At 48.4% G+C, this 26,624-nt stretch carries 22 protein-coding genes; 16 read left to right on the top strand and 6 right to left on the bottom strand.

From position 1 onward, the window contains the following. Positions 1 to 230: 230 nt before the first annotated feature. Complete coding sequence (locus tag B2U10_RS10545) at positions 231 to 782, bottom strand: beta-class carbonic anhydrase (RefSeq protein ID WP_290787498.1); 552 nt, start codon at positions 780 to 782, stop codon at positions 231 to 233. A gap of 336 nt (positions 783 to 1,118) precedes the next feature. Between B2U10_RS10545 and adhE the strand changes: the two genes are divergently transcribed. The 3 genes from adhE to B2U10_RS10530 all read left to right on the top strand — a co-directional run bounded on the left by adhE (position 1,119) and on the right by B2U10_RS10530 (position 8,470). Then, a complete protein-coding gene (gene adhE / locus B2U10_RS10540; protein WP_290787493.1) occupies positions 1,119 to 3,713 on the top strand; it encodes a bifunctional acetaldehyde-CoA/alcohol dehydrogenase in 2,595 nt (864 codons plus the stop codon). A 191-nt stretch (positions 3,714 to 3,904) separates the two neighbouring features. Continuing rightward, positions 3,905 to 5,305 carry a hypothetical protein gene (locus tag B2U10_RS10535; protein WP_290787490.1) on the top strand — a complete coding sequence of 467 codons (1,401 nt, stop codon included), beginning with the start codon at positions 3,905 to 3,907 and terminating at the stop codon, positions 5,303 to 5,305. A gap of 441 nt (positions 5,306 to 5,746) precedes the next feature. Continuing rightward, on the top strand, positions 5,747 to 8,470 hold the full coding sequence (locus B2U10_RS10530; RefSeq protein WP_290787488.1) for a bifunctional 2',3'-cyclic-nucleotide 2'-phosphodiesterase/3'-nucleotidase: 2,724 nt from the start codon (positions 5,747 to 5,749) through the stop codon (positions 8,468 to 8,470). Between the two features lie 38 nt (positions 8,471 to 8,508). On the opposite strand, the gene B2U10_RS10525 is transcribed toward B2U10_RS10530, so the two are convergent. After that, entirely contained in the window at positions 8,509 to 9,390 is an 882-nt protein-coding gene (locus B2U10_RS10525) for a LysR family transcriptional regulator (RefSeq protein ID WP_290787485.1), read from the bottom strand. A 101-nt stretch (positions 9,391 to 9,491) separates the two neighbouring features. On the opposite strand from B2U10_RS10525, the gene B2U10_RS10520 reads away from it, so the two are divergent. The 8 genes from B2U10_RS10520 to B2U10_RS10485 all read left to right on the top strand — a co-directional run bounded on the left by B2U10_RS10520 (position 9,492) and on the right by B2U10_RS10485 (position 18,987). Continuing rightward, complete coding sequence (locus B2U10_RS10520) at positions 9,492 to 10,511, top strand: ketopantoate reductase family protein (protein WP_290787482.1); 1,020 nt, start codon at positions 9,492 to 9,494, stop codon at positions 10,509 to 10,511. 13 nt (positions 10,512 to 10,524) lie between these two features. Then, positions 10,525 to 11,262: an acetoacetate decarboxylase gene (locus B2U10_RS10515; RefSeq protein WP_214857299.1), complete on the top strand. Its 738-nt coding sequence runs from the start codon at positions 10,525 to 10,527 to the stop codon at positions 11,260 to 11,262. Positions 11,263 to 11,363: 101 nt separating this feature from the next. Next, positions 11,364 to 11,882: a GrpB family protein gene (locus tag B2U10_RS10510; protein ID WP_290787475.1), complete on the top strand. Its 519-nt coding sequence runs from the start codon at positions 11,364 to 11,366 to the stop codon at positions 11,880 to 11,882. Beyond that, positions 11,875 to 12,321, top strand: coding sequence for a DinB family protein (locus B2U10_RS10505; protein ID WP_290749562.1), 447 nt, complete (start codon positions 11,875 to 11,877; stop codon positions 12,319 to 12,321). Before B2U10_RS10510 ends, B2U10_RS10505 begins: the two co-directional genes overlap by 8 nt. A 19-nt stretch (positions 12,322 to 12,340) precedes the next feature. Beyond that, a complete protein-coding gene (locus B2U10_RS10500; RefSeq protein WP_290787472.1) occupies positions 12,341 to 13,225 on the top strand; it encodes an alpha/beta fold hydrolase in 885 nt (294 codons plus the stop codon). A 477-nt stretch (positions 13,226 to 13,702) separates the two neighbouring features. Further along, entirely contained in the window at positions 13,703 to 14,824 is a 1,122-nt protein-coding gene (locus B2U10_RS10495) for a GTP-binding protein (RefSeq protein ID WP_290787704.1), read from the top strand. Positions 14,825 to 14,935: 111 nt separating this feature from the next. Beyond that, positions 14,936 to 16,459, top strand: a complete 1,524-nt coding sequence (locus B2U10_RS10490; protein WP_035408477.1) for a cardiolipin synthase — start codon at positions 14,936 to 14,938, stop codon at positions 16,457 to 16,459. A gap of 152 nt (positions 16,460 to 16,611) precedes the next feature. Beyond that, complete coding sequence (locus B2U10_RS10485; RefSeq protein WP_290774947.1) at positions 16,612 to 18,987, top strand: glycoside hydrolase family 31 protein; 2,376 nt, start codon at positions 16,612 to 16,614, stop codon at positions 18,985 to 18,987. Between the two features lie 74 nt (positions 18,988 to 19,061). Here the strand turns inward: B2U10_RS10485 and B2U10_RS10480 are convergent, their stop codons facing one another. The 3 genes from B2U10_RS10480 to B2U10_RS10470 form a co-directional block, all read right to left on the bottom strand. Further along, positions 19,062 to 19,862, bottom strand: coding sequence for an SMI1/KNR4 family protein (locus B2U10_RS10480; RefSeq protein WP_290749578.1), 801 nt, complete (start codon positions 19,860 to 19,862; stop codon positions 19,062 to 19,064). Between the two features lie 110 nt (positions 19,863 to 19,972). Continuing rightward, on the bottom strand, positions 19,973 to 20,554 hold the full coding sequence (locus tag B2U10_RS10475; protein WP_035408471.1) for a DUF1643 domain-containing protein: 582 nt from the start codon (positions 20,552 to 20,554) through the stop codon (positions 19,973 to 19,975). 15 nt (positions 20,555 to 20,569) lie between these two features. Further along, positions 20,570 to 21,253 carry a lytic transglycosylase domain-containing protein gene (locus tag B2U10_RS10470; protein ID WP_056060751.1) on the bottom strand — a complete coding sequence of 228 codons (684 nt, stop codon included), beginning with the start codon at positions 21,251 to 21,253 and terminating at the stop codon, positions 20,570 to 20,572. A gap of 107 nt (positions 21,254 to 21,360) precedes the next feature. Here B2U10_RS10470 and B2U10_RS10465 point away from each other — a divergent pair, with 107 nt between their 5' ends. From B2U10_RS10465 to B2U10_RS10445, 5 genes are all read left to right on the top strand, one after another. Continuing rightward, complete coding sequence (locus tag B2U10_RS10465; protein WP_290749585.1) at positions 21,361 to 22,035, top strand: CPBP family intramembrane glutamic endopeptidase; 675 nt, start codon at positions 21,361 to 21,363, stop codon at positions 22,033 to 22,035. A gap of 147 nt (positions 22,036 to 22,182) precedes the next feature. Continuing rightward, the gene (locus B2U10_RS10460) at positions 22,183 to 22,605 is read left to right on the top strand and encodes a hypothetical protein (protein WP_035408466.1); all 423 of its coding nucleotides are present in this window, start codon (positions 22,183 to 22,185) and stop codon (positions 22,603 to 22,605) included. 419 nt (positions 22,606 to 23,024) lie between these two features. Continuing rightward, entirely contained in the window at positions 23,025 to 23,705 is a 681-nt protein-coding gene (locus B2U10_RS10455; protein WP_056060756.1) for an ABC transporter ATP-binding protein, read from the top strand. Continuing rightward, complete coding sequence (locus B2U10_RS10450; RefSeq protein WP_290787468.1) at positions 23,702 to 24,520, top strand: hypothetical protein; 819 nt, start codon at positions 23,702 to 23,704, stop codon at positions 24,518 to 24,520. The genes B2U10_RS10455 and B2U10_RS10450 overlap by 4 nt, the downstream gene beginning before the upstream one ends. A 12-nt stretch (positions 24,521 to 24,532) precedes the next feature. Beyond that, positions 24,533 to 25,603, top strand: a complete 1,071-nt coding sequence (locus tag B2U10_RS10445; protein WP_214855590.1) for a hypothetical protein — start codon at positions 24,533 to 24,535, stop codon at positions 25,601 to 25,603. Positions 25,604 to 25,697: 94 nt separating this feature from the next. Here B2U10_RS10445 and B2U10_RS10440 read toward each other — a convergent pair whose 3' ends face one another. Beyond that, positions 25,698 to 26,591, bottom strand: a complete 894-nt coding sequence (locus B2U10_RS10440; RefSeq protein ID WP_290787464.1) for a hypothetical protein — start codon at positions 26,589 to 26,591, stop codon at positions 25,698 to 25,700. Positions 26,592 to 26,624 lie beyond the last annotated feature (33 nt).

Here is a 26,624-nt window from a genome sequence, read left to right as displayed (position 1 = left end):
AAAAGTCTGACCTCGTATTAAAGGACTTCACGATAGGCTTTTTAGCTTTGCATAAAAAGTCACATTTTTTTATACCCGGAAGCATGAGATGAAAAGCGTTTTGATCACTAAAAATGGCTCACACAAAAAAACGTGCCATCCTTCTCTTTTAAAAGAAAATGGCACGTTATCTTTAATTTAAGATGGAGTAGAATATCCAAATCTCGTTGAGTTTCTTCTATAGAGAGCAATCAGCAATCGACGATGTCGAGTTTACCGGTTCCTGGATCGATGACGAGTCCGTGGACATTCGTACCAGGTGGCAGTAAAGGGTGGTTCTTCACGAGGCTGACAGAGTGGGCGACACTCTCCTGAACTGACGTAAAGCCACGCAACCATTGATTTAAATCAACACCTGATACTTCAAGCGTGTGAAGAATCTGTTGGTCGATACCCCGATCCTTCATTTCACTGATCATGTGTTTAGGATCAATCGTGCTCATGCCGCAGTCGTGGTGACCGATGACGACGACTTCTTCGGCACCCAGTGCATACAACGCGACGAGAATCGAACGCATGACGGAACCGAATGGGTGCGATAGGATAGCACCAGCATTTTTGATGATCTTCGCATCCCCGTTCTTAAGACCGAGTGCGTGTGGAAGAAGTTCCGTTAGGCGGGCATCCATACACGTCAGGATGACGACCTTTTTGTCCGGGAACTTATCCGAGACGAACTGCTCATACTGTTTTTCAGCGACGAATCGCTCGTTGAAAGCTAACATTTCCTGTACAACTGACATTCAAGTGTCCTCCTTTAGTGGTAGCTCTTAATATGTACCCCATAATCAGAATACAAGATGATGAAACGGCTATCAAGTCATGAAAATGCGGGTGTGATAAATCGCACACGTCTTCGTATATAGAGCAAAATGACGAAAAAGAAGAATTCACAATAGATGTAAACGTTACCAATGATGTGAGGGAATTCACAGGATGGTCATGCACAAAACAGGAAAAAGGAGTTATGATTGATTTGTGAAGGAAAGCACAAACTATTGAAAAACAGCTTGGCATTCCTGACATAATGGTTGGCAAATCAAACTCAGATTCGTTCCACGACAGGGAGGAAACCACTCATGGCTGTGAAAGAAAAAACAAAATCGACGGCAACGCCGGTCGAACAAGCAATTGGACAAATTGTTGAAAAAGGACAACGTGCATTACAGGAGTTATTGACATTCGATCAAGAAAAAATTGATACGATCGTCCGTGATATGGCACTTGCCGGACTTGAACGGCACGTCGAACTCGCTCGTCTCGCAACAGAAGAGACAGGGCGCGGTGTCTTTGAAGATAAGATGATTAAAAATATATTTGCGACAGAATACATCTACAACAGTCTACGTCATGAAAAAACGGTCGGGATTCTGGAAGAAGATGTCCAAAACGGCATCACCTATATCGCTGAACCGGTCGGTGTCGTCTGTGGTGTCACACCAGTCACCAACCCAACGTCAACGACGATGTTCAAAGCATTGATTGCGATCAAGACACGTAATCCGATCATCTTCGCGTTCCACCCGTCGGCACAACGGTGTTCCGTCGAAGCGGCGAAAACACTTCGCGATGCAGCCATCAAAGCTGGGGCGCCGAAAGACTGCATTCAATGGGTCGAAGAACCATCACTTGAAGCAACGAAAGTCTTGATGAACCATGAAAACATCGCCATGGTCCTTGCGACAGGTGGAGCAGGAATGGTCAAATCAGCATATTCAACAGGTAAACCGGCACTCGGTGTTGGACCAGGGAACGTTCCTTGCTACATTGAACAGTCAGCAAAAGTCAAACGGGCTGTCAGCGATCTCGTTCTCTCAAAAACGTTTGATAATGGGATGATTTGTGCATCTGAACAAGCCGTCATCGTTGACCAAGAAATATATGCAACGGTCCGTGCAGAAATGGAAGCACTCGGTTGTTACTTCTGTACATCGGAAGAAAAACAACGTCTCGAATCACTCGTCATTAAAACCGATACATGTGCCGTCAACGCGGACATCGTCGGGAAACCTGCGACATGGATTGCAGAAAAAGCTGGGATCGATGTTCCGGAAACGACGGTCATGCTCGTCGCGGAACTCGAGCACGTTGGAGCAGCAGAACCACTGTCTCATGAAAAACTCAGTCCCGTCCTCGGTGCGTACCGCGTTGCATCTACCGAAGAAGCGTTTACGATTGCTGAACAAATGCTTGAAATCGGGGGTCTCGGTCATACCGCCGTCATTCATACGACGAACGATGATTTGATGACAGCGTTCGGACTCCGCATGAAAGCCTGCCGGATTCTCGTCAACAGTCCATCTGCTCATGGCGGAATCGGTGATCTTTATAACGAGTTGACACCATCACTGACACTCGGTTGCGGATCATACGGGAAAAACTCTGTTTCTGAAAACGTGACAGCGAAACATTTACTCAACGTCAAGAAGGTGGCGAGACGACGCGTGAACATGCAATGGTTCAAGGTACCAGAAAAAATCTACTTCGAAAAGAACTCCGTTCAGTACTTGCGGTCGATGACAGACGTCTCACGCGTCATGATTGTCACCGATCCAACGATGGTACAGTTCGGTTATGCCGATAAAGTGATTCAAAACTTGCCACAGTCCGTCAGTTACCGAATCTTCGACCAAGTCGAACCAGATCCATCGGTGACGACTGTTCAGACAGGTGCCCAAGCCATGCGTGACTTCAAACCCGACTTGATCATCGCTCTTGGTGGTGGGTCAGCGATGGATGCTGCAAAAGGAATGTGGCTCTTCTATGAACAGCCAAACGAAACGTTTTCGAACTTACGTCAAAAATTTCTCGATATCCGCAAACGGGCGTATCAATTCCCAGCACTCGGTCGTCAAGCGAAGTTCGTCGCGATCCCGACGACATCGGGTACGGGTTCAGAAGTGACACCGTTCACCGTCATCACGGATAAAGAGAAAAACGTCAAATACCCGATTGCTGACTATGCCTTGACACCCGACGTCGCGATCGTTGATCCGGAATTCGTCATGACTGTACCGGCTTCGATTACTGCTGATACCGGAATGGACGTCTTGACTCATGCAACAGAAGCATACGTATCGGTTCTTGCGAACGACTACACGGATGGACTGGCACTCAAAGCAATCAAGATGATCTTTGACTACTTGCCACGAGCGTACGAGAACGGATCTGACGCAGAAGCACGCGAAAAAGTGCACAATGCGTCAACGATGGCAGGGATGGCTTTCGCGAACGCCTTCCTCGGAATCAACCACTCGATCGCGCACAAAATCGGTGGGGAATTCCACACACCACACGGACGGACGAACGCGATCCTGATGCCACACGTCATTCGCTATAATGCGTCACGCCCAACGAAACTGGCAGCATTCCCAAAATACGAATCATTCGTCGCCGATGAACGGTATGCCGACATCGCACGTTACCTCGGTCTTCCTGCAGCAACGACAGAACAAGGGGTCGAATCACTTATTCAAGCAGTTGCCGATCTTGGACAACGTCTCAACATCAAGATGTCATTCAAGGCGCAAGGTATTTCAAAAGCAGACTTTGAGGCAAAAATCGATAAGATGGCAGTCGATGCTTTCGAAGATCAATGTACGACAGCGAATCCAAAGATGCCGCTTGTCGCTGAATTACGGACGATCATGGAACAAGCATACGAAGGCATCTAATAGAGAAAAAAATACTATGGCAAAAGATCGTTCAACCGGCTTCTCACTCTGAGAAGTCGGTTTTTGTTTTGGAAATCGATGGAGACAGTCAGAGAAAAGGTGGGATATAATGGCTGTTGAATGAATTTGATGTTTTTGGTTTCGTTGTAGCAGGAATATTCAAACATCAGACATAAAAAGGAGGAAATGGGATGGAGTCAAGGCAAGAAAGGAAACAACGACGGTTTTCCGTCTGGGACGTCCTGTATGGCGTCCTCATCGGTCTCATCTTTTTCGGTGTCATCTACGGTGTGATGGCATTTTTGACTTCACAAATCACCTCATCCTCAGACTATCAGGATCTCGTGAAGCAGATGCAACAGGCGAATATCACATGGAAAGAAACAGACATCACTGTTTCGTTGATGCTTTTGTTCGTCGGTGGGCTGTCGATCACGATGCCGAGCGCAGTCCGAGAAGGGATCATCAATCAGGTGCTGGATGCAAGTTCTGCCGGCGACGTCTTATCGTTGTTTGGGATTGACTTAAAACAAGTCCTCGCGCCATTGACGTTCGATGTCTCTTACGGCACGTTGCTTTATTCTGTTTTTGGTATCGGATTGATCGTCCTGTTATTTTTAGTGTTACGGATTAAGGCAAGTCGTCTTGGGTGGACGATTCGATCGGTCAGTTTCTTTTTAACGGTCGGCATCATCTGGTTCGTCCTTGCCGGACGCGGAAACGATGTCCCGTTCCTTGCGTTACAAGACGGCTATGCGATGAGCGGGATCTTACCACTTCTCGTCGTCAGTCTGCTTGGTTGGATGGCGTTTTTCCCGCAAAAGTTATCCGGTCTGACAGCTGCCGGACGTGCCAGCTTGCTGATTTTGATGTTCGCGAGTACGCTTCAACTTGTCTTTACGGTGCAGGACGAAGCGGAGTATGACGGTGATTCCTCACTACGAACGGCATTGACCGTTGCGAGTCTGAACGCCGGAAGTGGAGGGATGTATGACTGGATTCATGGTGGACAAGTCGTGTATCAAGCAGACGTCCTTGGAGCGAATGCGGAAATCCCGGTCTCGATGCTAAACGGGGAGACTTCAACGGAACAGCTCAATGACTCGATTCAGAAAGTTGTCGATGGGATTGATACGAATCGGGTGACGGAACAATTGCTGACGTTAGTCGGTGGAGAACGTCCAGATTTATCAGCGACACAATTGAAGCTTGATCCTGTTGATTACGGTGTCGCACGACAGACGATCCAAGCAATTGATGCTGAATCGGCCGGAACGACGGCACCAAACATCTCAAGTGAGAGTGCGTATTGGGTGTTGTTACTCGTGACATTTGTGATTTACTTCGTCTGTAGTATCCGGAGTTTCAAGTCGATCATCGACCCATTCATTTTTGCGATCGCGATCGGTGTCATCAGCTTCATCGTCAGTCAAGCTTCATATGTTCAGTTCGCGATGAAGTGGCGGAGTGACGTCTTATTCGAGTTCGCTCAACAGACGGCAGGATGGACGGTGCTTTTCGCAACAGGACTTGCGTTACTTGGTGGAATTCTTGGTTATGTCGTCCGGCGGAAACCAGAGAAAACGGTGTAAGGGACGTGGAGTGGTGAAAATCTTATGCCATGAATCTGATCGAAGAACGTTTCTGTCATTTTCGTTTTCCACAGTCGGGTAAGCCGCGGTATCCTAAACTATGTTTCGTCTACCGGGTCTCACCTGACCTTGACGAAAGCGAAAAACGTGCTTTCTTTTCCTGTAGAAGTTGAGAATGAACAATTACGTTCTACATCAATTATAAACGATACGTTTTCAGGTTCATGTCCTGAAATGTATCGTTTTTTTTGTGGTGTATCTCCTTTTTTTACCATGTGAGCTCGATTTGTAAAGGTAAAATCAACAATGTTAAGCCAGTATTTGGAATTAGTTAAGTAGGTTAAATAAGACGGATGTCCGACCTATTTGAAAGGACTATTAGCTATAATCGAACCATGCTAAATTAATGAAGCAGTCAAAACTTCCTGGGGGGAAATCCAAATGAAAAAAGCAACGAAACTCGTCATCGCGTCGACATTGATCGCACCGATGCTCGTACCAGTCGTTCAAGTCAAGACACTTGCTGCCGACAACAGTGTCGTCAAGTTACGCTTCTTAGAAACAACGGATTTACATACGAACTCAATGAACTACGATTATTTCAAGGATGCGCAGGACGAAACGATTGGTCTCGTCAAAGCCGCTACAGTCATCAAACAGCAACAAGCTGAAGTGGGCGTTACGAATAGCTTCTTGTTCGATAACGGAGATACACTTCAAGGAACGCCATTCGGGGATTACGTGAAGAACCAGTACGACAAAGGAAACAAAGGCAAACATCCGATGTACGAATTGATGGAGTACCTTGGTTATGACGCGGTCACGCTCGGGAACCATGAATTCAACTTCGGACTCGATTTCTTGAAGTCAGCGATGAGCGCTTCGAGCGGTTCAATCAAGTTCGTCAACTCGAACGTATTGGATGCGGTCACGAAAAAGCCGATCGTCTCAGACTACAACAAAGATGGAAAAGACTATCAAATCATCGAACGTCAAGTCAAGGATCAGAACGGTGACATGAAAACAGTCAAGGTTGGTGTGTTCGGAGTCGTCACGCCACAAATCATGGCATGGGATGCGGGGAATCTGACGGGGAAAGTCACGGCTGAAGATATCGTCCCGACTGCGAAAGCAACAGCGAAGAAATTAAAAGACGCAGGAGCGGATGTCGTCGTTGCACTCGCACACACAGGTATCGGGGATACAGTGGATCAAAAAGATGGCGATGAGAATGTCGGCTACGCGTTAACGAAAGTCGCAGACATCGATGTCTTGATGACAGGTCATCAGCACGGAAAGTTCCCAGATGCGAAATCTGCATTTAACGGATTACCAAATGTTGATGCAACGAACGGTCTGATTAACGGTAAACCAGTCGTCATGGCAAACACACAAGGAAAAAATGTTGGTGTTATCGATCTTCAATTGAAGCAAGTCGACGGGAAATGGGTTGTGGATACGTCTGGCGCAAAACTAGCGGACGTGACGAAAGATACGACAGCAGATGCCGGCGCTGTCAAATTGATCGAAAAAGCACATGAAGGAACACTCGCTTACATCCGTCAAGAAGTCGGGACGATCAATGACGATATCCAGAGCTTCTTCGCTCTCGTGCAAGACGATGATTCAGTTCAGTTCGTGACGAACGCTCAAAAATGGTATGTCGAGAAACAACTGAAAGAAAATGCCGATCTTGCGAAGTATAAAGATCTCCCGTTGTTGTCAGCCGGTGCACCATTTAAGACAGGTGGTCGTAACCAGGTCAACGCGTCAGATTACACACTGATTAAAAAAGGACCGATCGCGCTCAAGAACGTCGCCGATCTCTATGTTTACCCGAATACACTTGAAGTCGTCAAAGTAACAGGGGCTGACGTCAAGGATTGGCTCGAGATGTCCGCAGGGCAATTCAATCAAGTCGACGGTGAGCAGACAGAGTTGTTGAATAAAGAATTCCGAAGCTACAACTTCGATATCCTCGACGGATTGACGTACGAAATCGACATCACGAAACCAGCGAAGTTTGATGCAGAGGGTGTATTAATCGATAAAAATAAAGATTTAGAGCACCGCGTCCAAAACATCAAGTATCAAGGCAAAGCGATCACAGACGACCAAGAATTCCTCGTCGCGACGAACAACTACCGCGCAGGCAGTGCGACGTTCCCGGGTCTTGGGAAAGGTCAAAATATCGTCTACAAATCGGCTTACGAAACACGTAACGTCATCTCGGACTATATCAAGGCGAAACAACCGGTTGATTACAAAGCGGACGACAACTGGTCACTCGTTGCAAGCAGACCGATGACGGTCAGCTTTGATTCAGCGGCTGCAGCTGCACCGTACGTTAAGCGGTACGAAGGCATCACGAATACAGGTGTAACACGTCCGGGCGAGACAGGTACGTTCCTTAAATTCAACATGAACGTGCCGATGAAAGACTTCACGGTCTCGGCAAAAGCAGTTAAACCAGGTGCGAAAGTCGTTACTGGTCAAGCCGTTCCGGGCGCAACAGTCACGGTCAAACTCGGTGATAAAGTCCTTGGTACAGCTACAGCAAACGAAGCGGGTCAATACGAAGTCGTGACACGTCCGCTCAAATTGCGTGATCAGTTGACGATTGTCTCTGAACTCAGCTTCATGAAGACAGAAACGAACGTCACAGTCGGCACAGGTGTCGTTGCGACACCAGCGATCGATAAAAAGTCAGCAGTCTACGGTTCAACGGTCCTCCGCGGTAAAGCAACGGAAGGTCTCGACGTGACGCTCTATAAAGGATCAACGAAAATTGCGAAAGCAAAAACGACGGCAAGTGGTTTCAAGATTGCGGTCAAGAACGGTCTAACGACTGGAACATATACGGTCAAGTCGACAGACATCTCGAACAAAATCACGAAAAAAGCGTCGTTCACGATTAAGAACACATACCCGGTCAAAAAATGGTCAGGTAAAAAGACGTTGACAGGTAAAGTCGAAAAACGTCAAATCGTCCGTCTCTACCAAAAAACAGAGTCTGGTTATCAATTGATTGCTCAAGACGTGGCGGATCAGCACGGGAACTATGTCTTGAAGATGCGTAAGGCATTGACGAACGGCTCGTACAAACTCAACATCTATACAGCTAAGGATCATCTCGATCAGTCACGCTACTTCATCACGAAGTAATATCTCACACGGATGTCTGCATATGCAGGCATCCGTTTTTATTTGGAAAGATAAGTGCGTCGTGAGAGCAGAAACCGTTTAATGCGTTCATAGATGATTGCTTGCTCGACCGTCAATTGATCCGTCGCGTGCGACATGTAGAGTTGTGACTTTACTGTAAATACATCGTCCGTAATGAAGGGAAGTCCCATCTCCCGACAAACGGAAACAGGAACGAAGCTGAAATACCGTTGCTGGCGTAAGGCGAGCTGAAGTGAGACATCATCGATGTAGTGCGTGGTATCGGCATAGATGTTCAGTTCCGCCATCTTCAATTGGATGAAGCGGTTGTAGTCCTTATTGTGGGAGGGAAACAAAAAGGCAGTCTCCGTTGCATCCGTATAGAGTGCTGTAATCGCTTCTTTCTCTGAATAGGAAGCAGGGTAGGTGATGACGATCTCCTCTTCCACGATTGGTTCACTCGTAATGAGCGGATGTTTGAGTTCCATGAAGCTGATTGAGAAATGGAATTCTTGATGAAGGAGACCGCTCAGGATTTCACGGTTCGAGAGGATGTCCGAGTTGAACAAGGGAGCAGTTTGTGGAAGAAGAAACTCCCGTAGAATCAATTGGATGAAGCGACCATGTGAACTGGCAAGACTGAGTGGTGTTTCCGTTGATGCATCGTTTCGTACCATTCGTTCCTGAACACGTGTCAACTCTTGTTCGATTTTTTCGACAGACTGAAGTAACAGTCGACCATTTTCAGTCAAACTGATCGTTCTGCCTTTTCGATGAAATAATGTCGTGTTCAATTCACGCTCCAGCTTTTTGATCGTCGCACTAAGGGCAGGTTGGCTGATGAATAATCGTTCGGCAGCACGCGTTACGTTCAATTCCTCTGCGACGTGTCGAAAATAATTTAAATGTAAGAGTTCCATGATCTCCTCCTGACATAACCTATAGGTTATCAAAATATATAATTATATATATTTTTGTTTATGATGAAACTAGTATACCGTATATACCAGAGGTGATAGAAATGAAAATCGGAATTTACGGAGCAGGATCCCTTGGAACCATCATGGGAGCTTATCTAAGTCAACAGTATGCGGGTGTCGATTTGATTGATACGAACCGTGCACATATTGAGGCACTGAACACAACAGGGGCACACGTCATTGGTCCGGATTTAACGCAAGCTGTTCATGCAATTCATCCGGATGACATCACAGAGACGTACGATATCATATTATTGCTGACGAAGCAGGTCTACAATGAACCGGTCCTCGCGAAAGTGCGGACGATCTTGAAGGAAGACGGCATTCTCGTCTCCTTGCAAAACGGTGTACCGGAAGAGTTCATTCAACAACAGATTCCAAGCGAACGTATCATTGCGGGATCCGTCGAGTTCGGAGCGACATACGTCGGACCTGGCGAGTCACGCCTGACATCAGATTACGAACATTTCAAGACGTATGCGATGCAAATCGGTGAACTGGACGGGAAGAAGACGGATCGGATCGTCCAACTGAAGGAAATCCTTGATCACATCGGTGGGACAGAAATCTCTGATAATCTACCGGGAACGAAATGGTCAAAACTCGTCATCAATAGTACGTTCAGCGGGTTATCCGCTGCGTGTAACGGTACGTACGGCGACGTTCTCGATCATCCTGTCTTGTTACGGGCAGCAATCCATACGATGCAGGAAGTCGTTGAGGTCGGTCACGCTCACGGCATCACATTCGCGCCGATGAGTACGTTTGAGCCGGCAGCTTACGCAACACTAGACGATATCGATGAAAAACTGATCACCGTACCACAATTGATGCACGGGTCGCGTGACTTAGAAGCAAGCATGTTGCAGGACTTACAAAAAGGTCAACCGACCGAAATTCGTTTCATCAATGGGATCGTCACGATGTACGGCAACACGTACGATATCAAAACGCCGTTCAACTCGCTCATTCAAGAAATCGTCGAAGAAGCGCAAGCAGCGAAGACAGTTCCTGATTTTGAAACAAGTGTCACACGCTTTGCCGCATTGTTAAACGCATAAAGGAGGGATTCAAATGAAACAGAGCGATGTAAAGAACGTCGTCGCGACGCCGATCAATGCGCCGGTTTTTCCGGCAGTCGATATCTTCTTTCGGAATCGGGAATACTTGAACATCATCTATGAGACGGACATCGAAGCGTTACAAGCAGTCGTTCCGGAACCGCTTGAGGTGCTGAGCAATCAGATCAAGTTCGAGATCATCAATATGCCGGATAGCACGGGTCTTGGGAGTTATCTCGAGTGCGGACAAGTCATTCCGGTTCGGTATCAAGGGGAGGTTGGTGAGTTTTACCTCTCAATGTATGTCAACAATCAGCCGGCAATCGCCTCTGGTCGTGAAGTGGCTGCTTTTCCGAAGAAGTATGGTTCACCCCGGCTTTATCTCGACAATGATGTACTCGTTGGAACGCTTGACTATCATTCGCTCCGCGTCGCACAAGCGACGATGGGATATAAATACGTTCCGATGGCAGTCGAAGAGGCACAGTCAATTGTCGGTGCGCCGCAGTTCATGCTCAAACAACATCGCGGCTATCAAGGCGAGTTGATCATCTCTGAACTGACACGCAGTCAAATCACGGATCTTGAGATTAAAGAAGCATACCGTGGACCGGCTCGGCTTCAATTGTTTGAACATGTCATGGCACCACTCGCTGACTTCCCTGTTCGAAAGATCGTCGATGCCCAGCATATCATCGCCGATCTCCGACTGGGTGGACCTGCGAAACTGTATGATTATCTAAAGGATTAACGAACATCGGACACCATGCGTAACGAAACGACCTCCAAAGCGGATGGTCGTTTTGTTTTACCCCAAAAACTGGCATACTGAATTTAGAGGGGGAAACGACCATGCGACAAGTCATTGTGTTACCGTATCAATCAGAATGGGCGAGTGCATATACACGAGAAGCGGACCGGTTACGAGAGGTGTTTGGAGCACGTCTTAAGCAGATTCATCATATGGGAAGTACATCAGTTCCTGGACTCGCAGCAAAACCGATCATCGATATACTGCCCGTCGTCGATGCGCTCGAGGGGATCGAGCAGTTCGACGCACGGATGGAAGCAATCGGCTACGAGGCGAAGGGTGAATTCGGGATGCCGGGACGTCGCTATTACCGAAAAGGTGGAGACGAACGGACGCATCATATTCATCTCTATGCGACGGGAAATCCAGAAATCAAGCGTCATCTCGTCTTCCGGGATTACTTACGCAAACATCCAGAAGAAGCCGCTGCTTACGGGGCATTAAAGGAACAGTTAGCGACAACATATCCGCTTGATATCGAAGCCTATATCGCCGGTAAGGATACGTTCGTCAAGGAACTCGAACTCCGCGCAATTGCTTGGGGGAACGCGCATGACTGACTGGGAACGTGCTCTCATTCGCCATGTCAGTGTTGGTGTAAAGACGTCGAAAGTCTTGTTTGAGAAGATCGAAGCAAAGGACTGGAACACGCAACCGATCCCTGGGAAGCGGACCGTCGGTGAAGTCGCCGTCCATCTCGCTGTATTACTTGAAGCCGATTTGATGCTCGCAGAAGGAGCGACGGCAGAAGCGATGCAGGCATTTTATGCGGAACCGGTCATGTGCAATCAGTTATCAGAGCGAATCGATCAAGCGTTTCGGGTCTATCAAGAAAAAGTCACGGCCGGATTTTCGACGCGTCCGACGTACTGGGGAGTTACCGATTCGATGCATGGTTGGGCGATTGAAGCAGTCGTGCATCTCTATCATCATCGATCCCAGTTATTTGATTACTTGAACATCCTTGGGTACGAATTAGAGATCTCGTTATTTGAATGAATGGAAGTAGGGATAGCGTATGGAATATATCGTCGAAACATCAGCCGGTCGATTTGATACCCGGTTGACGGGAAGCGGGGACGTCACATTCGTCCTCGATCACGGGATGATGTCGAATCGGCATCAGTGGGGTTGGCTCCGAACTGAATTATTGAAAAGGGGACGGGTCTTTGAATATTCGCGTCTCGGTTATGGGCGGTCGAGTCGTGGCAAAAACAAACGACTCTTTACACATCAAGCGGATGAGTTGGCAGATGTTTTACGGATGCTTCGAGTTGAAGGACCGTATGTCTTCATCGGTCACTCGCTCGGAGCCTATATTTCGCTCGCGAGTGGACGATTATTTGCAGACGAGACACGCGGCATCGTCTTGCTTGATCCGTCGCACCCAGATGTCGATGCGGCATTGCCGAACTGGTACGAACGAACACAAGAAGAGTGGAATCGATTCCTCTATTTCCTTAGTCACATTCGACCGATTGCTTGGATGATCCCTGACCGTTTGGGAAAAAAGATGTTCAGTGTCTTACCGGAGGCTGATCAATTGCCGATGTGGCAGCATTTTGCGGCACCTGGGCATTGGCGGGGAACGCTCGATGAATGGCAATCGGTAGAGGAGAACAATCAGATGATTCTTTCGTTGATCGAAGACGTGACGCAGCCGGTCCTCGTCCTGTCTGCTTCGAACTGGGCAGGCGGCATGCCGGAAAGTTGGTTGAATCCGGCATTGACCGAACAAATCAATGCGGCTCACGCTGAGTTCGCCGACAGTTTACCGAACGGGATGTATCATGTGATTGCAGATACGAATCATTACACGATTGCTGGTTTTTCGCATGAGGCAGCGGAGCGGATCACGGATTTGATCGGGACGACATGGGATTTACCGATTCAAAGTCAGTAGTAAGGTTACGTTTTTTCGTTTCGCTCGAATCGTTTTCCTGGGACAAGCATCGCGCCGCTTCACTTCGTTGCAGGGTCGCTCCTGCCTGTATTTCTCTAGGAAGCGATTACGAGCGAAAAAAGTTTCTTTTCTTGTGCTTCGGAATATCTGACGGAGCTGACTCTAAAGCCAGTATCTACAAAGAATGACGCGTCACACGCCACTCCTACAGGAAAAAGCGCATTATGCGCTGTCAGAGACAAACAAGACCCGCTTTCCTGCTTGAAGGAAGCAGGAAAACTGGCTTGTGTCTCGCCTGAGGAAAGGGCGTGAGAAGATGCGTCATTTTTTTTGGAGCCAGCCCCGTCTACTCCTTGAGTCGACACTTATCAGCTTTTTTTTGGAAACAAAATAAATCGAAATCATTACGATTGACGTCAGTTAAAAAGTCGGTTACTCTATAAAACGTAACAATTACGTTTTAGGAGATGAATGATGATGCAACCGATATCGATCACCGTTTTATCCGGTTATTTAGGATCCGGTAAAACGACACTATTGAACTATTTACTACATAATCGCAAAGGGCGCCGCCTCGCGATCATCGTCAACGACATGAGTGAGGTCAACATTGACGCGGCATTGATTGAGCAAGGCGGATTCTCGCGAACGGAAGAGTCGTTCGTCACGCTTTCGAACGGCTGCATTTGCTGCACATTGCGTGATGATCTGTTGCTTGAAGTCAAACGCCTCGTCGACCAAGGCAATATTGACGGGATCGTCATCGAATCGAGTGGTATCTCGGAACCGATTCCGGTCGCCCAGACCTTCACGTATGAAGATCCGGACAGCGCAATCGATTTATCACATGTCACGAAAATCAATGCGATGGTCACGGTCATCGATGGGTACCGTTTCCTGAAGGACTTCGAATCCGGTGAGTCGTTGATCGAGCGCAGACAGGCAGTCGATGAGACAGACGTGCGCGAAGTCGTCGATCTACTCGTCGACCAAGTCGAGTTTGCGGACATCATCGTCTTAAATAAAGTCGATCGCCTGACACCGGAAGAACGCCATACCGTCATCGGCTATCTGAAGGCATTGAATCCAGTTGCCCGCTTGATCGAGACGACATATGGTCAAGTCGATCCGGCAGACATCTTAGACGTTGATCTATTTGATTTTGAACAAGCGGCAGCGAGTGCTGGCTGGATCCGTGAGTTGAATGCGGAAGAACATATTCCGGAAACGGAAGAGTACGGGATCAGTTCATTCGTCTACAAGCGCAACGTGCCGTTCCACCCTGAGCGCTTGCTAGCCTTGATTGAAGACTGGCCGCAAGAAGTCGTCCGGGCGAAAGGATTCTTGTTCCTCGCGACACGTCCTGAGATGGCACTGTTGTTCCATCAGGCAGGATATGCGTCGAACATGGAATACGCCGGTCGCTTTGCATCAGACGAGGATCGACGGACGGAACTAGTCTTGATTGGGATCGGACTAGAACAAGAGAAGCTCGAAGCGTTGTTTGATGCGAGTCTCGTCCAGGAAGACGAAACAGACTGGGCATCTCTGAACGATCCGATACCCGGTCGTGAGATGTACGAAGAAAACTTTTTATAAAAGGTCAATCTTTAGAGAAACCGTATCTGCGGTTTCTCTTTTTTGTTATATTTTCATAGTGAATGGGGAAAGAATACTAGTGAAGGTATGTTAATTGAAGGAGGAAGGTCTGTGCGCAACCGGATTTTACAATTCGCGCTTGTATTTTTAGTCGCCGGCGGAATTATTTGGGGACTATATCAACTCGGCTATTTATTTTATGTCTTAACGATTTCAGCGACGGTTGTGCCGCTCGCCGTCATCATGATCATCTTCATCGAGAACCGGACAGCGGAATCAACGATTGCTTGGTTTCTCGTCCTGATTTTCTTACCGATTCTCGGTGTCATCATCTGGTTGATGTTCGGTCGGAATCCACGGCGTCGCCGCCGGAATCGTCGTTCGCATGACGAACGAAAATTGCTGAAACAAGCGATTCGTCCAGTCCGGTCGCTTGCCGTCAGTGAATTGCCACCGAATCACTTGAAGCTTGCGAACACGATTCGCAACTTCGGTGGTGGCGGGGTGGACGTTCATACAGCAAGTGAGATTCTGACGAACGGGGAAGAGACGTTCCCGGCGATTCTTGACGCAATTCGTCAAGCGAAACATCACGTCCACATCCAGTACTACATCTATCGAAACGATGAGACAGGCAAGGCAATCCGGGAAGCATTGATCGAGCGACTCGAAGCGGGAGTCGAAGTGCGGTTCATGTATGACGGACTTGGAAGCTATATGCTTGGTGAGAATTTCCTACGTCCGTTACGCGACGCTGGGGCACATATCGCAGCCTATGATCCAATCTCGAGTCCCTTATTCATCTTCACGGCGAACTTCCGCAATCACCGGAAAATCGTCGTCGTTGATGGGAAGGTTGGCTTCACCGGTGGACTGAACGTCGGTGATGAGTACGACAGCAAGAGTAAGAAGTTCGGGTTTTGGCGCGATACGCATTTACGGCTCGAAGGACGTGCCGTTAAGGAATTACAAGCGACGTTCCTCGACGACTGGATTTATGCCCAAATCGAATCGGACGACACATGGGAGACGTTTGCGGGGGAAGAGACAATCCACCAGTACTTCCCGAAACATGATGTGGCGTCCGACGGAGCGATTCAAATCGTCACGAGCGGACCGACCTCGAAGGATCCCGCGATTCGCAATGCCTTGATTGCGGCCATCATCTCGGCGCAACGCTCGATCTGGATTGCGACACCGTATTTGATTCCGGACAATGAGACGATGACGCTACTTCGACTTGCTGCACGTGCCGGGCTTGACGTCCGCATCCTGACACCGGGGAAAGGCGATAGTTTTACGTCTTACTACGGCACCCGTTCCTACTTTGGACCACTCCTGAAAGATGGGGTCAAGATTTACACGTACAACCGTCACTTCATCCATGCCAAACTGTTTCTCGTCGACGGCAAGATCGGTGCCGTCGGAACGGCAAACATGGACATTCGCAGTTTTGTCCTCAACTATGAACTAATGGCGTTCCTGTACGATACGGAAAGTGCCGAGCAGCTCGAGCGTGACTTCATTGCTGATTTCGACGTCTCGATTCAGTTATCATCGAATGATTACGTCAAACGCCCGCTCCGCTTCCGGATTTTCGAGTCACTTTCGCGCTTGATTTCACCCTTATTATGACGTAACGTCCCGCATCTATTTTCAGGTGCGGGACATTTTTAGGTTGATTCTTCCTTGAAGTGGGAACATGAACTCTTATACACTAGATGTGTAATCGGTTGCACACTACTTAGCCTGGAAGGAAGTGAAAGGGACGGAAGTCCCGAACCCGTATGCGAACAATTGATGAATCCCATTTCTACACGCGCGACATGAAACCACAAGCACGACCAGACGCTATCATCCAAGGAGATGTCTACCGTTTCACGGTCTTGACGAGTCGGATGATCCGACTCGAATACGCGGCGGATGGACAATTCGAGGATCGACCGACCCAAACGGTCTTCAATCGTGATTTCCCGGTACCTGCTTACCGCATCGTCGAAAACGAGGAAGAATTGCAAATCATCACCGAGCACGTCCATCTGCATTATACAAAGGGACCGTTCGCTGCGAACACACTTTATATCGATGTCTTAGGGAACTTCAGTACCTATTACAGCCGTTATACGTTCGGCGGACCGCTCCGGACGTTAAAAGGAACGGCACGGACGCTTGACCACGCGGACGGTGTCATTCCTCTCGAGGAAGGAATTGTCTCACGGCAAGGATACGCGGCGATCGACGATTCGAACGCCTTCGTACTGACGGAAGACCACTTCGTCGAACCGCGTCGCTCTGGTACGCATGACATCTATTATTTCGGATACGGTCACGACTACAAACAGGCACTGCGTGACTTCTACCACCTGACAGGACCGACACCGATGTTACCGCGTCAGGTACTTGGCAACTGGTGGAGTCGCTACTGGCGATATAGTGAGAAAGAATATAAGGACTTGATGACACGCTTCAAGACGGAAGATATTCCATTCTCGGTCAGCGTCATTGATATGGACTGGCACGTTACCGATATTCCGGAACGATACGGAAGCGGTTGGACGGGTTATACGTGGAACCGTGATTTGTTCCCGGATCCACGCGGATTCTTGCAATGGTTGAAGGACGACGATCGGATGGTCACGCTCAACTTGCATCCGGCGGACGGTGTGCGTGGGTTTGAGGAAGCATACGAGGCGATGGCGGTCGCGATGGGTGTTGATCCCGAATCGGATGTCCGGATTCCGTTTGATTTTTCGGACCGGACGTTTATCGAGAACTACTTCACGAAGTTGCATCATCCGCATGAGGCGGATGGCGTCGACTTCTGGTGGATCGACTGGCAACAGGGTGCGAACTCGAAGATGAAAGGGCTTGATCCGCTCTGGATGCTCAATCATTACCACGCACTCGATATCGCCCGCGATGGTAATCGACCGTTGATCTTCTCACGTTACGCGGGACCCGGAAGTCACCGTTATCCGGTCGGTTTCTCGGGTGATACGATCATCTCGTGGGCATCACTCCAATTCCAGCCGTATTTCACGGCGACGGCGTCGAACATCGGTTACGGATGGTGGAGTCATGATATCGGGGGTCACCAGCGCGGGGAAAAAGATGACGAGTTATCGACACGTTGGCTCCAGTACGGTGTCTTCAGTCCGATTATGCGTCTGCATAGTACGATGAGCATCTTCAATGGGAAGGAACCATGGCGCTATTCGACCGATGCGGCGAACGTCATGAAGAAATATTTACGACTTCGGCATCAGCTCGTGCCGTACATCTACACGATGAATGCCCGCAATCACTTTGACGGCTTGCCCCTCGTCTCACCAATGTATTATGAGCATCCAGAAGACGATCAAGCATACAATGTCCCGAATCAGTTCTACTTCGGAACGGAATTAATCGTCGCGCCGATGGTCACACCGATGCACCGGAAACTGCACATGACGGCTGCGACTGCATGGTTGCCAGAAGGAGAATGGTTCGATTTCTTCAATGGGCACCGTTATCGAGGTGGCAAACAGATCCGTCTGTTCCGCTATCTCGAAGACCAAGGCGTACTTGCGAAAGCCGGTGCGATCGTCCCACTCGGTCGTCATCTCGAACATTCGAATGCATTGCATAATCCGGACGATCTCGAAGTTGTCGTCTTCCCAGGAGCCTCGAACCGGTTTACGTTGTTTGAAGACGACAGCACAGGGATTGCACACCGCGATGGCGTCAATGTTGAGACGACATTCGCGCTCGACTGGGAAGCGCGTGAACTGACGATCGCTGCACCGACTGGACATCGTGACTTGCTACCGGAAAATCGGTCAATCACATTGATTTTACGCGGGGTCCGCGAAGGTTACGTCCAGCGCGACGGGGAAAGTGTCACCGGCGTCTATGATCATGCGACGCAGTCACTTCGTGTCGAACTCGGTGAAGTGACGGATACGATCACGTTGTCGCTCCAAGTCGAGATGTCGACGAACGAGAACAAGATGGACCGGTTGTATGCGTTCCTCGATCAAGCGGAAATCAGCTATGACCTGAAGGACCGTTTGTACCGTCTATTGTCACAAAAGCTCGATCCGGTCAACATGATGCACCAGTTGCAAGCACTTGAACTGGAGAAGGATCTTGTCGACTGCCTGCTTGAGTTGATGTTGTCTTAAAAGATTTTACATGCATGCAACAAGCCAGTATTCGTCATCCGTTTGGACGAGGAATACTGGCTTTATGGTTTAGGTCATAACTCTTCGTCTTTCTCTTCGTCCATCCAAGACAACAGATCCTCTGCATCGAGATCGTCACCTTTGCTGAGGATCAAGGCAGTGACGACATCTCGTTTCTGGTCTAATAAATCCGGGTTGTTCGTCAAGACTTCTATGAGGTAATACGCATAAGAGCCAAGGAAATCAGGCTGGTCGTTTCGTTCGATCAGTGTCATGAACGCTTCGATGAGTTCTTCTTGTTCTTCATCGAGAATCATCCAGTGGGAGTAGGCGAGGAGTTTTTCGTTTTCATCATCTCCACGGAGAATGTCCTTGATTTCAGGTAACGTCAGAAATACGACATCCGGCATGACGACTTCCGGAACATCGCTACTCAGCTTCGTTAACCACTCGTCGTAGGTTGACGCAACGAAATGGGTCGTCTCGTCCGAAATGTCGAGACACCAGACAGTCGGCTCAGTATCTTCCGTAAAGTGGAAGTACCAAAAATAGCTACCTTCTCCTTCAGCGAACATCATGACGTTCCCTTCGACGTCCCATTCCCGGAGGACCGACAATTCGTCCAGATACCGCTCGAATGTCAATGATGTCATCGAGCAGAGCGGAAGATGTAGACCCGTTTCTTCGTCCGACCATGTATTCTCGAACTCGACCATCACGACCTTCGCTTCTGGAACACCACCGTTTTGCTTTCGCATCTGTTTGAGGTAGCGAGCGGGGAGTCGACCGCTGACGGCTTGCTCGATTCGTGTGATGTCTGTTTCTTTGACTGAAATGATCGTTTCTTCTTGTAGATCTTCATCCCAAAATGGCATCATATGACCTTCCTTACTATGTAATGATTGAAGTAGACCTTGATTATACGAAATATGTTTGGAAAATGTTTCAAAAAAAGACCCTATCCATTAAGGAAGGGTCTATTGTGTCATTTACGACGCAATTTTTTCGCTTTTTGTTTCATGTCGTTATACGTGATCATTGGACTATCGTCCATCGTCAAGCGCAGATGGTTCGGTTCACCTTTGTTCGTGATGCCGGAGCAATAAAGGATGTCAGCATATTGATCAAACAGTTCCTCATATGCCGGCAAGTGGTGCATCAGACGACCAGGAGAACCCCAGCCACAGAGGACGACGCCATTTTTCGCTTTGACATCGGCAAGCGTCTTCGCTACGAACTCATAGTTCGTCTCATCGAAGCTTGCTTGAGCGAACGGTAGATCCTCGCTGACGAGAAGGTCCGGCATCAAACTGATGATGTCATATTGTTTGACGGGGTCATTGACATACTTCTTCATCAAATTGTACGCACGTTGTGTCGTCGTTCCAGAGAGAAAGGCATCCGTCGTCCGTGGTGTGTAAATTAAAGCGGCGACGTGCGTTCCTTCTGCGATGTCGTCAAAGATATAGCTGCGTAAATAGCGTTTCGTCTTGTCTCGATCAAACGTCGTCTGGACGCGGATCGACGATTCCTCAATCAAGAGTTCGGAAGAATCGGCTGGTGTCATGGGTGGTGCCTCCTTTTAATTGGTCAAACGTGAGCTGATGCGAAGGAAGAACGCGAGTGTCTTCTTCTTGAGGTCGAGGTCGTTCGCATCGATCGCCTCGACGTGTTGCTGGTAACGATCGTATTGGGCGAGCACGTCAGAGACATATTGTTCACTGCGATTGTATTCAAACAGTGCTGTCGCGAGCGTGTCTCGGTCGGATGTCTGTGTGACATCGTGTTGCTTCAGGTATTTCGCTGCCGTGTGGGCGCTATCGACGAGACTTGTCGGATCGGCTTTCCCGTCGCCGTCCGCGTCCACTCCGAGACCACCATATTTCTCGATGGCTTCCGGATCCGTGACGTCGATGCCGTCATGCTCGATGTCACCGAGCGACGTGCCACCTTTGTATCCCCAACCGACCCATGTTTTCGGCATGAATTGGAACGGGCCGATGGCGCCAACGGACGATTGCATCGCTGACGAGTTCGAGAAGATCGTCTCGACGCGATGAATGGAGGCGAGTAGCTTCCAGTCGATGCCGTAACGTGCCGCGGCTTGTTCGTAGATGTCGATGTTCTCGGCAGGTACGCCATGCTGTCCATAATACGTACGATACATTTCATTTTGAACACGTTCCCGATTTTGCCAGTAGATGAAGCTACTGACGATGAGGGCGAACAGTACGAACAAGATGCTGATTCGAAAAACTTTTCGCATATTGTTCTCTCCTCTGTTTAGGATTCCACTGAATGGTATCATATTTTAATAGGGTCTAATAGCACTTTCTGTGACGGGAGTGTGGAATCAAAAAAGGAGTCGAAGTCATGTATCTCTTCGTAAATGGGTTTTTACTCGGATTACTCGTCGTCCTTTCGATCATCGCAGCGGTCCGTCCGGTCGATTTGACGATCGTTCCTCGCAAGGAATTCTACCCCTCGATGGTCCAGTCAAGCGGGATCTTATGTTTGTTGCTCGTCGGTGGAACACTGATCAGCGGCACACAGTTGCCGGAAATCGGCGTGACGTTTGTTGTCCCAAGTGGTCCGGTCTGGTACGCGACAATCGGACTGATCGTCATTCTCTGTATCGTCTTGCTTTTGACAGCGACCGTTCCGGCGTTTCGCAAACGTTTGTTGCCGCTTTATCAAAGTGAGGCGGAGCGACTGATTCTGCCACGAACGAAAGAGGAACGGACCGGGTTTCAGATGGTCGCGCTGATGGCAGGAGTGACGGAAGAGTTGATTTATCGCGGATTTCTCTTTCATGCTCTCGGATTATTTTTACCGTTTTCTAACGTCAGTTTCGTCTGGATCGGGGCAATCTTGTTTGGTGTCGCGCATCGTTATCAAGGGTGGTTCGCAATCCTCGTGACAGGACTGATCGGGGCGGGATTCGGTTACTTGTATCTAGCACTTGAGACGCTCTGGCCGCTGATCATCATCCATGTCTTGATCGATCTCGTTGCTGTCTACATTTACAAGGACGATGTTAATTCCTGACATCGTCAAAAAGCGTTGAATTTGGTAGACTGAATGTCAAGCGAAGTCATCGTTTAAAATGGTCAAGTTGACGGTTGCAGAACAGGTCAAATGACAGGTAAAATGAGAAGGTAAACGCTTACACATCAAAAGGAGATGGATGAAACCATGCGAACGATCACTTCCACTGGCGAGCGAAAAAAGACGAGTTGGACATTGAATATCGGCAATCAGCCACATTTGATGATGGATGGTGTGACAGAACAAACGCTTGATGCCGAACAACGTGTCGTCTATAACGAATTTTTGATTCCGACGACGGACACTTTGATTCATCGGTTCAAAGCCCGCTTCCCGAACCATCTCTGCGAGAACGGGTATGATGTGTATGGCGCTGCCGCTTTTGACGAACAGGTCGTCGAACTGATCTCGAATTGGTTCATCGAGCTGGTCACCGTCTTAACAGCGATGCAGCGGACGAAAGGCATTCAGCATGTCCAGATTGAAGGCGGTGTCGCAAAACGGACCGACTTCTTACCGACCGTGCGTCGGACATGCCGGGCACTGGAGTCAACGATTGATATTTATTGAAGCACCAGTCACGTGTTCAGAGGGGGCGTCCGTTAGGATGTCCTCTCTTTTTTTAATCAACGAATCGAGAAAATTCGACGTCGTGAAAACAGCGTGCACTTTTTTGTTCATCTCGAATCGTTTTCCTGGGACAAGCATCGCGCCGCTTCACTTCGTTGCAGGGTCGCTCCTGCTTGTTTTTCCTTAGGAAGCGATTTCGAGTGAACCAAACGTCTCACGTCTCTCTTCTTTCATAAATTAAAAAGCAAAAACGAAGTCGAATACTCGCGGAGTCGGACAGGATTGTCCGGCTCTTTTTCATTTTCTGGATGATAGCAGGAAAAAAACAAGTTGACGCTAGACTGTATGGCATGTACCATACAGTTAACAGATGTACTATTGTCTTAATACAATGGTGATAATCAAGGAGGGTGAATCCGATGCTTGAGGTAAAAGGGTTACAGAAGCGATATGGACGAAAAAAACAGGTCTTACGTGACGTGACGTTCTCCGTCGGTCTAAACGAAGTGACATGTTTGATCGGCTTGAACGGGGAAGGGAAGTCGACGATCCTAAAAGCAATTCTCGGTCTGATTCCGGTGGATGCCGGTACGGTGACGGTCGACGGTAAAACATCGCGCGACAAAATTGCGTTCGTGCCTGATCTTCAGACGATGCCGAGCTACATGACGATCGGACAAGCGCTCGCATATATGGCAGATCATTATCCGGACTGGAATCAAGAGACAGCGGAACGGTTACTGCAGACGTTCCAGCTGTTTACGACGGATAAAATGGCGAACTTATCAAAAGGGAACAAAGCGAAGTTCAATCTCGTCTTAGGATTCGCCCTCGATCGTCCATACATATTACTCGACGAACCGCTCGCGGGAATCGATTTGTTCATGAAGGAACAGATTGCCTGGATTTTCTCAAGTGAGTTCATGGAAGGACGGAGTATCCTGATGACGACTCACGAAATCGCTGAAGTCGAGCAAGTGATCGACCGAGTGTTGTTCTTACGAGACGGTCAGATCGTCGAAGTCAAAGAGACGGATGAACTGCGAGGTCATCATCATCAATCGGTCCAAGACCGGATGCGGGAGGTATATCAAGGATGAAACGCTGGTTGTTATTAACGAATGAAGAACTGAAACGAAGTACGAAAGTATTGGTGTTGTTGATTTCAGGCTTGATCGTCGCGGAAATCGCGTCTCTGCTCTATCAAATTTACGATTATCAAAGCACGATCGAGAAAACGATGCGGATTGAACAGATATCAGAAATGGACGCAATTGCGCGAGCAGGTAGTGCGTTGACATTCGCACAGGCAACGGATTTTTACGATTCAATCATTGTATTAGCAATGGGGATGATCATCCTGTTTGCGTTCTGGATTTGGTACCGCGACTGGATAGGTGAGACGAAGTACATCTACAGATTGCTATTGTTACCGGGATCACGCCGGGCGATTTTTGGGTCGAAAATGACGGCACTCTTACTTGTCGTGACTAGTTTGATCGGAATTCAGTGGGGGCTGTTGTTGCTTAGTCGTAATCTCTACTTATGGTTGTTACCAGATGCTCAACAGGTCACAGCCAGCATCAATGAATACTCCTTCTACATGAAGTTGTTCTATACGATGTATCCGAGTGATATTTTATTCATCTTACTGATGACATTCATCGTCATCTCGTTCGTCTTCATGACAGTATTACTTGAACGATCGTTCCAAAAGGGAAAAGCGTTCTTGCTCGTCGGATTACATGGGATTGCGTTGATTGGCGGTTATATCATTTTAGGTGTAGCATTGTCAGCTATTTCGAACGATTTGAGTCAACTGCACATGCAATTTTATCTCGGGTACATCGTGCTCTTAACGTTATATGTGTCGTACAAAAATCTGCGGTTAGTCCAGACGCGTCTATCCGTCTAAAGGAGAAATCTCATGAAACGATATCGTCAACTTCTGATCTATGGAGTGATCATTCTCATAACAATCGGAAGCTACATCGGCTACACGCTGTCGATCAAAGGAGCAGACTTTTCGCTCGAGACCGTCAGTGGAAAACCTTCGCAAATCGAAAATTTTAATTTACGTCTTCAGACGAAAGGCATGCGTTCGACGATTTATGATGTCAACGCTAAGGGAGACATCGAAAAACAGTCAAATTCTTACGTCGGACAACTATTCCGTGAAGATAGCATGACGGATTTGCCAGATAAATATTACGAATTCACGACACATATGGAAACGAATGTAAGTGGAGATGGACAATCAGAGTATGCGATTCAGATCAAACACAATAAACTGCAATTTAAGATGTTTACGTTTAAGACGGAGGAGATGTTCGAGAAAACATTTCAGTATGATACAAAACTTGAGACGGGGATGGACATACAAGCCAGTGTCGTCGATAAACAGGCGATGAAGGTCTACATTCAACTCGATCGAGTCGATCAGCCAAGGGAAACGAAACTGCTTGTGCTCGATTTAACAAGCGACCGGGTTGAAGAGATCGTTCTTCAAAAGCCAGTAGCGCCTAAACACGCTCGTCAATTTTTAGCGATTCATCAAAATGAGGTCGTCTACACGGAACAACCGTCTGACAGCGATGAGGAGAACACTAAACTATCTTATTTCCTTGATGACGGGAAGAGCGTTCGTTCCATCAAGGAGTTGAATCAGCAGCAAATCGGTTATACGCCCTATGCGAACGGTCGTTATCTCATTGGCTTCCGCCTGCCGGAAGGGGAGACGAAACGAATCGAATGGTCGATGTTCGACTTGGAAACGAAACGATTATCCGAGCATAGCGTAAGCAGTCCGCTCGTTTTGAAAAAGATTGATTGGTTGGATTCGAAGGACGAGATGCAGCTTTATCTCTCTTCCGAGACAAACGATGGATTCCAAGTGTCCGTGATCGATCTGAAGAATGAGCAACTGATGTATCAAGGAGAAATCAAAGATGCGAATCGTAAAAAAGGAACGCGTATCTATGATTTTGCGGTTCAATGATCCACGAAAAAACGCTTCGTCCCGGAAAAACTTATCCGGGACGAAGCGTTTTTTTCGTTTTGACTAGGAATCGATACGTTCTAGGGCGAAAGCATCAAGACGTGAAGTTTTTCTCTGCTGCTTTACAGGCACGCAATAAGGCGTCCTTGAAGAAACGATCTTCCTGCGAAGCGAGTTGTTGTGTCGCTTCCTCGTCTCCGCGCAGTGAGCGGGCGAGCATCTGAATGACCTTGACCCAGCGCCGGACGTGATCAAGTTGCGGACGACCCATCGCGACGTACACTGTGAACCAATCATTCTGATCGCGACGGATCATCCGTTGGAACAGTGATTTCGCGAGCTCGACTTCTTCGGTCGTCGGGAGTTCGTTCGTCTCGAAATAACGACGTAACGCGGCAACGGCAGTTGCGTACGCTGCTTTGACATCGTCTGACGGCTGATGCTTACCGTAGTCGGATGTCGACAGATGAAGTAAGGCAGGTTTTTTCTCGACACCCGTGATCCAGGCAGAGATCGTCTTATTGCCTTTATAGGCTTGACGGTTCGCGACCGGGAGCTTCGCCGTGACGTTTCCGACTTTCCCGATCAAGGTCACTTTGTTGTTGCGATCCTGAATTTCGGTCACTTTCAACTCGACCGTATCACCCATTTCATGAGGAATGGCTTTCGGCTGGAGCTTTTCTCCTGCCGAGAGCGGCGAACGCTTGCGGATCATCCGCAATGCTTCTTGTTCAATCCGGTCGTCAAGCGACCACAGATGTTCCGGTGGGACGTTGCGGAACCGGCGACGTCGGACCTTGATGTACTGGTCAAGCGCGTCAGCAGCTTGCTCCCGCGTCGATTCACCACGTGCGACGGGGCCGATGATGTCTCGGAGCGTAATGGATTCGAGACGTTCCATGATGCCTTCGAACGGGATGAGTTCCATTACGTAGAGACTACAGACGACGAGTTCGCATTCGCGAGGAGTGAGTGGGCGTTTGGCCATAAATTGACTTCCTTTCAGCTGGTTGATGTTTCT

The organism is Exiguobacterium sp. UBA7533, assembly GCF_002479335.1.
In the GTDB taxonomy this organism is placed as follows: Bacteria; Bacillota; Bacilli; order Exiguobacteriales; family Exiguobacteriaceae; genus Exiguobacterium_A.
Note: the sequence above shows the minus strand (reverse complement) of the source record. Positions and strands in the feature narration are given on the sequence as shown.

Bases quoted from the DNA above. Each gene is read 5' to 3' on its own strand.
- B2U10_RS10545 (WP_290787498.1), bottom strand. From the start codon at position 782: ATGTCAGTTGTACAGGAAATGTTAGCTTTCAACGAGCGATTCGTCGCT.
- adhE (WP_290787493.1), top strand. From the start codon at position 1,119: ATGGCTGTGAAAGAAAAAACAAAATCGACGGCAACGCCGGTCGAACAA.
- B2U10_RS10535 (WP_290787490.1), top strand. From the start codon at position 3,905: ATGGAGTCAAGGCAAGAAAGGAAACAACGACGGTTTTCCGTCTGGGAC.
- B2U10_RS10530 (WP_290787488.1), top strand. From the start codon at position 5,747: ATGAAAAAAGCAACGAAACTCGTCATCGCGTCGACATTGATCGCACCG.
- B2U10_RS10525 (WP_290787485.1), bottom strand. From the start codon at position 9,390: ATGGAACTCTTACATTTAAATTATTTTCGACACGTCGCAGAGGAATTG.
- B2U10_RS10520 (WP_290787482.1), top strand. From the start codon at position 9,492: ATGAAAATCGGAATTTACGGAGCAGGATCCCTTGGAACCATCATGGGA.
- B2U10_RS10515 (WP_214857299.1), top strand. From the start codon at position 10,525: ATGAAACAGAGCGATGTAAAGAACGTCGTCGCGACGCCGATCAATGCG.
- B2U10_RS10510 (WP_290787475.1), top strand. From the start codon at position 11,364: ATGCGACAAGTCATTGTGTTACCGTATCAATCAGAATGGGCGAGTGCA.
- B2U10_RS10505 (WP_290749562.1), top strand. From the start codon at position 11,875: ATGACTGACTGGGAACGTGCTCTCATTCGCCATGTCAGTGTTGGTGTA.
- B2U10_RS10500 (WP_290787472.1), top strand. From the start codon at position 12,341: ATGGAATATATCGTCGAAACATCAGCCGGTCGATTTGATACCCGGTTG.
- B2U10_RS10495 (WP_290787704.1), top strand. From the start codon at position 13,703: ATGCAACCGATATCGATCACCGTTTTATCCGGTTATTTAGGATCCGGT.
- B2U10_RS10485 (WP_290774947.1), top strand. From the start codon at position 16,612: ATGCGAACAATTGATGAATCCCATTTCTACACGCGCGACATGAAACCA.
- B2U10_RS10480 (WP_290749578.1), bottom strand. From the start codon at position 19,862: ATGCCATTTTGGGATGAAGATCTACAAGAAGAAACGATCATTTCAGTC.
- B2U10_RS10475 (WP_035408471.1), bottom strand. From the start codon at position 20,554: ATGACACCAGCCGATTCTTCCGAACTCTTGATTGAGGAATCGTCGATC.
- B2U10_RS10470 (WP_056060751.1), bottom strand. From the start codon at position 21,253: ATGCGAAAAGTTTTTCGAATCAGCATCTTGTTCGTACTGTTCGCCCTC.
- B2U10_RS10465 (WP_290749585.1), top strand. From the start codon at position 21,361: ATGTATCTCTTCGTAAATGGGTTTTTACTCGGATTACTCGTCGTCCTT.
- B2U10_RS10460 (WP_035408466.1), top strand. From the start codon at position 22,183: ATGCGAACGATCACTTCCACTGGCGAGCGAAAAAAGACGAGTTGGACA.
- B2U10_RS10455 (WP_056060756.1), top strand. From the start codon at position 23,025: ATGCTTGAGGTAAAAGGGTTACAGAAGCGATATGGACGAAAAAAACAG.
- B2U10_RS10450 (WP_290787468.1), top strand. From the start codon at position 23,702: ATGAAACGCTGGTTGTTATTAACGAATGAAGAACTGAAACGAAGTACG.
- B2U10_RS10445 (WP_214855590.1), top strand. From the start codon at position 24,533: ATGAAACGATATCGTCAACTTCTGATCTATGGAGTGATCATTCTCATA.
- B2U10_RS10440 (WP_290787464.1), bottom strand. From the start codon at position 26,591: ATGGCCAAACGCCCACTCACTCCTCGCGAATGCGAACTCGTCGTCTGT.